Raw genomic sequence first — 10,678 nt, forward strand, 5'->3', positions numbered from 1 at the left:
GGGCGGTCGGGATCGGCGAACCAGCGTGCGAGCGGCTCCTGTTCGGCGGCCAGGAGGTTGACGACGAAGGCGCCGGTGGTCTCGATCGGCCCTCGGATGCGGGCACCGACCTTGACCGAGAACGAGACGAGCGGCGGTGTGAGGGAGAGCGTGGTGAAGGAGCTGACCGTCATGCCGTGCACGGCGTCGCCGGTCCCGCTCGTCACCACGGTGACGCCGGTGGCGAGACGGCGCGCGACGGAGCGGAGCTCCTCGCCGGAACCGGCCCCCGAGGCGTCCCCGGACCGGCCTGCCGGATCCGCGCCGGGAGGCACGGCGGTGCTCGTGGGCGTGGTCGTCGTGCTGCTCAGGACACTGCCTCCGTCCGCACGGGCAGCGGTGCCGCGCCGAGCAGCACCGCAGCGAGGTGGGAGACTCCCGCGCCGAAGAGAACCAGCGTTCCGTCCTCCGACTCGGTGTGCTTCCGCTCCGCCAGGCGGTCGGCGAGGTTGATCAGCGGGTCGCTGCCCAGGCAGTGCGCGATGCGGCCCACGTTGGCCCTGAACAGCCGGTCACCGCCGAGACTCACGTCGCTGAGGTAGAGCTCCAGGACGTTGCCGGAGAAGTTGCTGGGGAGCACCGTCCGCACGTCGCCGAGCCCGCCCCCGTCCCGGCGGGCCGCGAGCCGGGCGAACAGTTCCCGGTGTGCGGCGACCCGGGCGAGGAGCTGCTGCTGGGGAGCCCCGGCCCGGTGGAGACGGGCGTCCGAGTGGTGGGCCATGCCCAGGACGGGCAGGCCGCTCGCGGTGGCGGAGACCAGGACGGACGCCGCCGCGTCACTGGCGATCGCCGCTCCCCCGGCGACGATCCGCTCGCCGCCCGTCGCCCGGGCGGCGAGGTCGCCGGAGACGACCAGGACCTGCCGGGCCGAACCGTCACGGACGTAGGAGGCGGCGGTGCCCACGGCGACCATGGCGGTGGCGCAGTCCATCAAGCCCGTGGTGACGGCCGTCGCACGGGAGATGCCCGTCTCTTCGAGGAGCTCGGCGACGTCGCGGTGGGCGGAGCGGTCCCTGGGCAGGGAGTCGGTGGCCAGCAGCACCATGTCGATCTCGGAGGCCGGAACGCCGGAGTCGGAGAGCGTGCTGCGGATCGCCTGGGCCATCAGCTCGGTGACGGGTGCGTCCGACCAGTGGTACGTGTGGAACCCGGCGCCCGGGGCGGTGAACTCGGCGGCGGCCCGGGGGTCGGCCAGTAGTTCCGGGAGCTCCGTCACGGGTTCGGCGTACTCTCCCAGTTCGTACGCGGGGGCACACAGCCGTGCTCTGATCATCGGTCCACCTCCTGGGCGGCGGCGGTGGCGAGCGCGGCGAAGCGTCCGGCCAGACCGCGTACGGTCGACTCGTCGTAGAGGGCGGTGTCGAACTCCAGCCAGCCCGTGACGCCTTCGGGGCCCGGGTACACGGCCAGGGTGAGGTCGTAGCGGGCCGTCGCCTTGTCGAGGTCCACCGAGGTCGCGCGGGCACCCTGGACGCGGCGTTCCTCGCTGCCGAGGTTGTCGAAGACGAAGACGACGTCGAAGAGCGGGTGCGTGCCCGCCAGGCGTCGGGTGTCCGCGATCAGTTCGCCCGGGTAGGCGGCGTGCCGCAGGCCGGTCCGTGTGATGTCGCGGGCGGACCGCAACCGGTCCCGGTGGCCGCCGTCGCCACTGTCCCGCAGGCGCACCGGCAGGACGTTGAGCAGATAGCCCACCACGTCGTGGCTGTCCGGGGAGGTCCTGCCGGTGGTGAAGGTGCCGAGCAGGACGTCGTCGGAGCCGCCGAACTCGGCGAGCGCCGCCCAGGCGACGGCGAGCCATCCGGCGTAGGCCGTGGCGCCCTCGCGCTTCGCCCCCGCGGCGACCGCGTCCGCGACGGCGATGGGCAGCGCGAAGTCGACGCGGGCGCCGTTCCTCGTAGTCCCGTCCGTTCGTGGGCGGTCGGTGGGCAGCGGCGGCGGGGCGTCCGCGGTCTCGGCCGCCCAATGGGCCTTCGCCGCCCGGCCCTCGGGGCTTCGTACCCAGGCGTGCTGGTCCGCGGCGAAGCGGTCGAAGGTGCCGGAGCTCGTGTCCGTGGTGGTCCCGGTGTCGAGCGCGTCGAGCAGGAGCTCGAACGACCATGCGTCGAAGACCAGGTTGTGCACGGCGAAGAGGAGCCATGCCTCGTCGGGGGCGGGTCCCTCGGCGAGGGTCACCCGCAGGAGCGGTCCGGCCGTGAGGTCGAAGGGTTCCTCCGCCTGGCTCCTGGCCAGGGCGTGCGCCTCGGCCTCGTCCCGGCAGCGGGTGCGTACGAGGCGGGGCGGCAACGTGTCGCGGATGACGGGCCGCACGGTGCCGCCGTCGGTCTCGAAGGTGGTCCGCAACGCCTCGTGGGACGCCGCGAAGGCGAGCATCCGGTCGGCGATCCGGTCGAGGTCGACGACGGAGCCCGTGAGGTGGACGGCCTGGCAGACGACGTCGACGGGACGGCCGCCCACCTGGTGGTGGGTGCGCCACAGGCGCTGCTGGCCCGGGGTGAGCTCCGGCTGGCGCCGGGCCGTGGGGAGTGCTGCGCGGAGCCGGGCTCGCTGCTCGGGGGTCAGGGCCGCGATGCGCGCGGCGAGGTCACCCGTCATGCGTACCGCCTCCGCAGTTCGTTCAGGTGCTCCAGGCTCTGGACGACGAGGTCCTCGTCGACGCCGAAGTCGATGAGGCAGGCGATCTCGTCGACTCCCATGCCGTGGAAGCGCTCGACGACCGCGCCGCACGAGTCGGGGGTGCCGAGGAGGGCCCCCTTCTCGAAGTACTTGTCGAAGGCGAACTTGATGAGTTCGTCCTGGTCGCTCTGCGAGATGTCGCGGACGCCCGCGCCCGGGGCGAGGTTCTTCTTCTGCGAGTCGATGACGGTGAAGAAGGACCGCAGGTAGTCGCTGAACGGCGACCGGACCGTCTCCCTGACCTCGTCCAGGTCGCTGCCGATGAAGGTGTGCAGCATCAGCGTGACGGTGGTGGAGTCGCGGTCGTGCCCGTACTCCTCCAGGGTCTTGTAGTAGAGCGCGAGCTTCTCCTCCAGTTCCTCGTTGGTCATGTCGATGAGCGCGGTGAGGACGTTGCAGCCGAGCCGGCCCGCGGTCTCGAAGGTGTCCGCGCTCTTGGTGCAGGTGAGCCAGATCGGCAGCTCGGGCTGGACGGGCTGGGGGTGCAGCTCGACCTCGACGTGGTTGCCGAGGCCGTCCTGCACGTAGACGGGGGCGCCCTCCCAGAGTTCGCGGAGCGTGGTCACGGCGTCGAAGGTTCGGTTGCGGCGGTCCTCCCAGCCGGAGGGGTTGATCGCGAAGTCGAGCGGGCTGAACCCGGTGGCGAGGGCGATGCCGGCGCGACCGCGGGAGAGGTTGTCGACGACCGACCACTCCTCCGCGACGCGGATCGGGCTGTGCAGGGGCAGGATGACGCTGCCCGCCCGGATCTGGAGGCGCTGGGTGGCCATGGCGAGGCCCGCTCCGAGCACGGAGGGGTTGGGGTAGAGGCCCCCGAAGCGGTGGAAGTGGCGCTCGGGGGTCCAGATCGCGGTGAACCCGTGCTCGTCCGCGTACTTGGCCGCTTCGAGGACGAAGCGGTACTTGTTCTTCTCGTCTCCCGAGAAGAAGATCAGGCTGAAGTCCACCGTCAGTTCCCCTGTTCCGGGCCGGCGGCGATCGCCGCGTCCGTGTCGGTGCCGGCCCCGGTGGCCAGCAGTCGTTCCTGTTCCTCCGGAGCCAATCCGGCCAGCTCGGCGGTCAGCGCGGCGACTTCGTCGCCCTCGTCCTGACGGTCGTCGTCCTCGCGTGCGGCGTCGAAGCGCTCTTGCACGAGGGTGGCCAACGCCCTCGGGGTCGCCTCGCCCAGCACGTCGGCCAGCGGCACCTCGACCGAGAACTGGGTGCGGACGTCAGACAGGAGCCGGACGATGAGCAGCGAGTCGCCGCCGTACTCGAAGATGTCCGCGTCGAGCGGCATCTCCGGGGCGCCGAGCAGACCGCGGACGAGGGCCGCGACCTGCTCGACGAGGTCGCCTGCGGTCGGTTCCCCGCCGTTCGTCGCACGGGCGGCGAAGGCGCCCTGGGTCGGCCGGGTGACCTGGTCGTTGCGCACCCACTGGTCGAGCCGGTAGTCGATGTCCCAGGTGGAGACCGCGACGTGGGAGACGTCGCGCAGGGTGAGCAGGCGGCGGATCGTCTCCAGGCCCTCGTCGGGCTGGATGGCCTTGTCGTCCATGCTGCGGCCGATCGCGGAGATCGCCCGCTTCTCGTCCTGGTGGTGCTGCCACACGTCCCAGGCGGCGCTGATCCACACGGTGCGGTCCAGGCCCCGGTTGGCGCGCTCGGCCGCCGCGTCCATGAAGTGGTTGGCGGCGCCGTAGCCGAGCAGGCGCAGACCGCCGAGGAGACCGGCCAGCGAGGAGAGCATCAGGCAGAAGTCCACCGGATGATCGGCGAGGACCTTCTCCAGGACGATCTGGCCGTGCGCCTTGGAGACGAAGTGCCAGCGGCACTGTTCGACGCTCGCCGCCGTGATGGCGCGGTCCCACTGCTCGCTGGGCAGGCCGGCCGCGTGGACGACGCCGTGGACCGTTCCGAACTGGGCCACGGCCTTCTCGAAGGCGGCGCGCAGCCCGTCCTCGTCCGCGACGTCGGCGTTGACGAGGAACGGGGTGGCCCCCTCCGCCTCGAGGCCGCGCAACCGGGTGATCCTCAAAGAGGTCTCGTCGGTGGCGGGGTGGTTCTCGAGCCAGTCGTCCCACGTCTCGCGGGCGGGCAGCGGCTCGCGGGTGAGGAGGGCGAGGCGGGCTCCGCATGCGCGGTGGAGCCAACGGCCGATGGTGGTGCCGATCTCGCCGAGGCCGCCGGTGATGAGGTAGACGCCGCCCGCGCGGAGCCGGGATTCGGCGTCGGCGGTCCAGTCGGCCCGTACGGGTGCCATCTCGGCGATCCAGCGGGTCACGCCGCGGAGGGTGACGGCGACCTCGGGGTGGCGGTGGGCGGCGAGTTCGGCGGCGAGGGTCCGCAGCGACTGCTCGTCGGGGTCGGCCGGCAGGTCGAAGTGGCGGGAGCCGATGTTTCCGTGTTCCTGGCCGATGACGCGGGCGGCCACGGCGAGGGAGACGCGCTCGGCGGCGGGGGTCGGCTCGGCCGTGCTGACCGCATAGGCGCCGGAGCTGACGAGGTCCAACTGGAGCGGCAGGGTGACGTCATGGGCGCTGAGGCCCTTCACCAGGGCGATCAGGCTGTAGAGGCCGGCCCGCTGGGCCTCCTCGAAGCGCTCGATGCCGTGCTCGGGTGGCAGGGGGGCGGTCGACCAGGCGTGCACGATGCGGGCGGGGAAGGCCTCCTCGCCGAGCAGGTCGGTGACGAGCCGGTCGTGGTCCTCCTCCGATTCGGGGTTCACCGTCCAGGCGTCGCCGTCGCGGCCGTACTGCCCACCGGCGTGCACGGTGTACACCCGGCCGGCGAAGGCGTGTCGGGCCAGCCGGGCCGCGGTGCCGTCCCGGTCGGCGAAGAGGAGGACGGGTTCGGTGATCGGGCTGGCGGGGGTGTCGGGGGTGCCGATGGCCTGCCGCCAGACGGGTGCCGAGAGCCACTCGTCGAGGGGGAGCTTGGGAACGCTCGTGCCGGGTGCGCCGGAGGTGCCGGAGACGGTGCCGGCGCCGCGCTCGATCCAGTAGCGCAGCCCCTCGAACGGATAGGTGGGCAGCGGCACCCGGCCGCGGCCGTGGCCGGCGTGGTGGCCCGCCCAGTCGACGGGGAGTCCGGCGGCCCACAAGCGGCCCAGGGCGGTGTGCAGCGCGGTCAGATCGGCGCCGGCGTCACGTCCTCGGGCCGCGGACGTGACGACGGGGACGCCCGTCTCGCGGTCGGGGTGGCGGCGGGTGAAGGTGGCCAGGGTCTGTCCGGGTCCCACTTCGAGGAATGCCGGGGCACCGTCGGCGAGTACGGTGGCGATGTTCTGCGCGAACCGCACGGTGTCGCGGAGGTGGCCGCCCCAATAGGCGGGATCGGTGGCCTCCTCGTCGCGGATCCAGGTACCGGTCCGGTTGGAGAGGAACGGGATCTGCGGGCGACGGAGTTCGACGGTCCGCAGGATCTCGGTGAGCGGTGCGACGACGGGGTCCATCATCGCCGAGTGGAAGGCGTGCGAAGTGACCACCTTGCGGTGGGCGACGCCGTCGGCGGTGAGGCGGGACGTCAGCTCGCGGATCGCCTCCTTGGGGCCCGCGACGGTGCAGACGGACGGCTCGTTGACGGCGGCGAGGGCCACGGTGTCGTCGAGGTAGCGCGTCACCTCGTCGGGCGCGAGCATCACCGCGAGCATGGAGCCGCCCGGCTGTTCGTCCATCAGCCGGCCGCGTTCGGCGACGACCCGCAGGGCGTCCTGGAGCCGGAAGACGCCGGAGAGCGTCGCCGCGACGTACTCGCCGACGCTGTGGCCGACGAGCGCCGTGGGCCTGAGGCCCCATGCCGTCCACTGCCGGGCCAGCGCGTACTCGACGGCGAAGAGGGCCGGCTGGGTGAGCCGGGTGCGGTTGATGTCGTGCCGCTCGCCCTGGTGCCCGCGCGGCTCGGGGTGGAGCACGTCGCGCAGGTCGAGGCCCAGGTGCGGGCGGAGGAGCTCGGCGCACTCGTCGAGGACGTCGCGGAAGACGGGCAGGTGTTCGTACCAGTCCCGGCCCATGCCGGCGTACTGGGCCCCCTGGCCGGGGAAGAGCATGACGACCGGCCGGTCGGCGGGCTCGCCTGAATCCTGGTGGAGGTGGCGCGGGTCGCCGGTCCTGAGGGCCCGGACGGCCGTGGCCCGGTCCGGTGCCGTGACCACGGCCCGGTAGTTGAAGGTCCGGCGCGCGGTGGCGAGGGTGTACGCGGTGTCGCCGAGGCCGAGGTCGCCCGACGGGCCGGTCTCCTGGGGGGCGGTGGCCTCCAGGTGGTCGGCGAGGGCCGCACGGGCCTTCTCCAGTGCCGTCGGCGACTTGGCGGAGACCGGGAGGACCACGACCGGCGTCGCCCGGCTGCGGCCGTCGGCGGTCCGGGCCGGTGCCTCTTCGAGGACCACGTGGGCGGTGGTGCCGCCCATGCCGGTGGAGGTGACGGCGCAGCGCAGGGGGCCGTTGTCGTCCTGCCAGGGTTCGGTGGTGGTGCTCATCCGGAACCGTGTTCCCCCGACGGGGAGTTCGGGATTCCACTCGGTGAGGTGCGGGGTGGGCACCAGGGTGCGGTGGTGGAGCATGAGGACGCATTTGATGAGTCCGATGACGCCGGCGGCCGCGCTCAGGTGTCCCAGGTTCGCCTTGACCGAGCCGATCGTGAGCGGCTGTGCGCCGTCCACGTCGTAGGCCTGGGCGGTGGCGGTCAGTTCGATGGGGTCGCCCATCCGGGTGCCGGTGCCGTGGGCTTCCAGGTAGCTGACGTCGCCCGGTTCGACCCCGGCGACGGCGAGGGCCTCGGAGAGCACGGCGGCCTGCCCGTTGACGCCGGGGGCGGTGTAGCCGACGCGGTCGGCGCCGTCGTTGCCGATGGCCGAGCCGCGGATCACGGCCCAGACGGTGTCGCCCTCGGCGACGGCGTCGGCGAGGCGCTTGAGCACGACGACGCCCGTGCCGTTGCCGAAGACGGTGCCGTCGGCGGCGGCGTCGAAGGGGCGGACCGTGCCGGTGGCCGAGGCGATGCCGTCGGTCTCGTAGAGGTAGCCGGTCTCCTGTGGGAAGCGCAGGGCGACGCCGCCGGCGAGCGCAAGGTCGCACTCTTCCGAGAGGAGGCTCTGGACGGCGGTGTGGACGGCGACGAGCGAGGTCGAGCAGGCCGTCTGGACGGAGAGGCTGGGACCGGTGAGGTTGAGGTGGTAGGAGACCCTGGTCGCCAGGTAGTTGGGGTCGTTGCCCATCAGCGTCGCGAGGTCCTCGCGCATGTCGGCGACGGACCCCTTGAAGCCCTTCTCCCCCGTGAGCACGTTGTCGAGGAGGTAGGTGCTGGCGAGGGCGCCAGCGAAGACGCCGATGCGTCCGGCGTACTGCTCCGAGTCGTGGCCGCTGTGTTCGAGGGCTGACCAGGAGGACTGGAGGAAGAGGCGCAGCTGCGGATCCATCCGCTCGGCCTCGCGTGCGCTGAGGTAGAAGAAGGAGGCGTCGAAGAGGTCGGCGTCCTCGACGGTGGCGGCCCGGCGCACGTAGCGGGGGTCGGCGAGCCTGGTGGCCGGGACGCCGGCGGTGTGCAGGGCGTCCTCGTCGACCTCGGTGATGTGGTCGGTGCCGTCGAGCAGGGTGCGCCAGAGTTCCGTGTGGTTGCGGGCACCGGGCACCCGGCAGTCGAGTCCGACGACGGCGATGAGGCCGTCCAGGGCCGGGTCGTCGTGCTTGACGTCAGTCACGGGTCCCTCCAGAGGCGGTGGTTCGGTCCGCGCCTGAGGCGGGACGGTTCGTGGATTGCGGTGTGCGGGGCGGTGTCCGGCGCCGTCCCCGTGCGGTGAGGCGTCGGGAGCCGCGGGCCTCGCCCGCGGTGGTGCCGGAGGCCGCCGGGGCGTCGGTGCCGGGTGGGGCTCCGATCAGGCGGGCGAGGGCGCGGATGGTGGGCGCCCGGTAGAGGTCGGTCATCCGTACGTCGGGGGCGACGGTGCGGGTGAGGCGTTCGTGGACGGCGGCCATGCGCAGGGACGTGCCGCCGAGGTCGAAGAAGTTGTCGTCGAGGCCGGTCACGGGGATGCCGAGCACGTCCTGCCAGGCGTCCGCGACGGCGCGCTCGACCGGGTTGCCGCGCCGGATGCCGTGGTGGGGGGCGGCCGGGACCGCAGCGGTGAGCGGGTCCGGGAGGGCCGCCCGGTCGATCTTGTGGTTGGCGGTCAGCGGAAGTTCGTCGAGGAGCACGTAGGCGGTGGGTACGGCGTGGTCGGGCAGGGTGCGGCGGAGTGCCGCGCGCAGCTCGGTCGGGCCGGGCCGGCTGCCCGTCGAGGGCACCAGGTGGGCGGCGAGCTGCCGTTCGCCGAGGCGGTCGGTGAAGGGCATGACGACGGCCTCGTGGATCTGGGGAAGTTCCTTGAGGGCGCTCTCCACCTCGCCCGTCTCGACCCTGATTCCGGAGATCTTCACCTGGAAGTCGCGGCGTCCGATGAGCAGCAGGGTGCCGTCGTCGAGGCGCCGGGCGAGGTCGCCCGTCCGGTAGGTGGTGCCGTCCGTCACGGCGGCGGGTGCCAGGTAGGGGCTGGTGACGACCAGTTCGCCCTCTCCGGGCCCCTGGACGTCGTCGCCTTCCGGGTCGACGAGCCGGACGGTGGTGCCGGTGACGGGTCGGCCGAGGGGGAACACTCCGGTGGGCGGGCGGTAGTCGGGTCCTTCGACGCGCAGCAGGGCGCAGGAGCACTCGGTGGAACCGTAGGCTCCGGCGATCTGGCAGTGCGGTGCGAACATGCGGCGGTAGGAGTCGAGGTCGGCCAGGTGGAGGGTGTCTCCGCCGAGGGCCAGCATGCGCACGGCCGGCAGTCGGGTCCCTCGTGCGGCCATGGCACGGACGAGGGCCCGGAAGACGGGGAGGGTGGAGTGGTAGACGGTGATCCGCTCGTCGGCCATCCAGTCGAGCAGGCCGGTGATGCCCAGGGCCTTGAGGTCGACCGGGTAGAGGGCGGCGCCGTTGAGGAGGGCGGCGAAGGTGTCCTGGACGGCCGAGTCCCAGCTGTACGCGGACTGCAGGGACAGCCTGTCCTGCGGGCCGATGCGCAGTCCGTCGGTCCAGGCACGGGTGTGGTGCAGGACGTTGCGGTGCAGTTGGGCGACGGGTTTGGGCGTGCCGGTGGAACCGGACGTGTAGAGGACGTACGCCTCCGCACGGGGCTCCGCGTGGACGGCGGTCAGCGGCTCGGGGTGGCCCACGAGTTCGTCGTACGGGAGTGCGGGGAGTCCTGCCGCGAGCCGGGCGGCGGCGGCGGGTCCGTCGCCGCCCGACACGATGGCGCGGACGCCGGCGTCCTCGGCCATGAAGGCGAGTCGCTGCTCGGGGTAGGCCGCGTCGAGGGGCACGTACGACAGTCCGGCCTGGAGGGCGCCGAGCAGTGCGGCGATCATCTCCGCGCCGTGGGAGAAGAGCAGGCCCACGCGGTCGCCTGGGCGCAGTCCGGCCCCGGCGAGGGCGGCGGCGATGCGGCCCGCGCGGTCCTGGGCGTCGTGATAGGTCCAGCGGGCGCGGGGGGTGACGACGGCGGGCCGGTCGGGGTGGGCGGCGGCGATCTCCAGGAACCGGTGGACGAGGGTGCCGGCCCGTTCGGCCTCGGGGAAGGGCTGGTGGTGGGTGGTGCGGGGGCCGGTCATGACGCCTCCTTCCGTTCTGCGGTGCTGCGGGAACGGGCGTGGTGGAAGAGGGCGGCCGGGTGGGGCGGTCGCCGTCTGAGCTGTGTGTAGGCCTCGTCGGCTTCGTCGAGGGTGAAGCGGGGCAGTTTCATCGCGGCGGGCGTGATGGCCCCGGAGGCGACGAGGTCGAGGGCCCGTTGGAGGTTCTCGGTGACCGTGTGCTCCCCGGCGGCGGGGGTGACTCCGGTGAGGCCGCGGGCATAGGACGGATCGCGGTATCCGGCACCGCAGCGGGCGGCGTAGCGGACGTCGAGGTTGCCGAGTTCCACGCTGAAGTCGATCCGGGCGGAGAACCGGCCGACCCCGACCAGCCGGGGTCGGCC

At 72.9% G+C, this 10,678-nt stretch carries 7 protein-coding genes; all 7 read right to left on the reverse strand.

The window, feature by feature from the left end; all coding sequences use genetic code 11:
- Positions 1-314, reverse strand: a 314-nt coding sequence (locus ACFW2Y_RS31300; protein WP_384885831.1) for a flavin reductase family protein, incomplete at its 3' end; no start/stop codon positions are given.
- A gap of 32 nt (positions 315-346) precedes the next feature.
- Positions 347-1,312 (reverse strand): acyl carrier protein, encoded by a 966-nt coding sequence (locus ACFW2Y_RS31305; protein ID WP_384885833.1) that lies wholly within the window; start codon positions 1,310-1,312, stop codon positions 347-349.
- Positions 1,309-2,631 (reverse strand): condensation domain-containing protein, encoded by a 1,323-nt coding sequence (locus ACFW2Y_RS31310; RefSeq protein ID WP_384885835.1) that lies wholly within the window; start codon positions 2,629-2,631, stop codon positions 1,309-1,311. Before ACFW2Y_RS31310 ends, ACFW2Y_RS31305 begins: the two co-directional genes overlap by 4 nt.
- A complete protein-coding gene (locus ACFW2Y_RS31315) occupies positions 2,628-3,659 on the reverse strand; it encodes a MupA/Atu3671 family FMN-dependent luciferase-like monooxygenase (RefSeq protein ID WP_384885836.1) in 1,032 nt (343 codons plus the stop codon). Before ACFW2Y_RS31315 ends, ACFW2Y_RS31310 begins: the two co-directional genes overlap by 4 nt.
- Positions 3,660-3,661: 2 nt before the next feature.
- On the reverse strand, positions 3,662-8,389 hold the full coding sequence (locus tag ACFW2Y_RS31320; protein ID WP_384885838.1) for a beta-ketoacyl synthase N-terminal-like domain-containing protein: 4,728 nt from the start codon (positions 8,387-8,389) through the stop codon (positions 3,662-3,664).
- Positions 8,382-10,316, reverse strand: coding sequence for a non-ribosomal peptide synthetase (locus ACFW2Y_RS31325; protein ID WP_384885840.1), 1,935 nt, complete (start codon positions 10,314-10,316; stop codon positions 8,382-8,384). The genes ACFW2Y_RS31320 and ACFW2Y_RS31325 overlap by 8 nt, the downstream gene beginning before the upstream one ends.
- Positions 10,313-10,678: hypothetical protein (locus ACFW2Y_RS31330; protein ID WP_384885841.1), on the reverse strand; the 366-nt coding region annotated here is incomplete at its 5' end. The genes ACFW2Y_RS31325 and ACFW2Y_RS31330, both read right to left, overlap by 4 nt.

Origin of the sequence: Streptomyces sp. NPDC058877 (assembly GCF_042742855.1) — a bacterium.
GTDB lineage: Bacteria > Actinomycetota > Actinomycetes > Streptomycetales > Streptomycetaceae > Streptomyces.

Excerpts from the sequence above, each read along its gene's own strand:
- ACFW2Y_RS31310 (WP_384885835.1), bottom strand. The coding sequence starts at position 2,631 with ATGACGGGTGACCTCGCCGCGCGCATCGCGGCCCTGACCCCCGAGCAG.
- ACFW2Y_RS31325 (WP_384885840.1), bottom strand. The coding sequence starts at position 10,316 with ATGACCGGCCCCCGCACCACCCACCACCAGCCCTTCCCCGAGGCCGAA.
- ACFW2Y_RS31305 (WP_384885833.1), bottom strand. The coding sequence starts at position 1,312 with ATGATCAGAGCACGGCTGTGTGCCCCCGCGTACGAACTGGGAGAGTAC.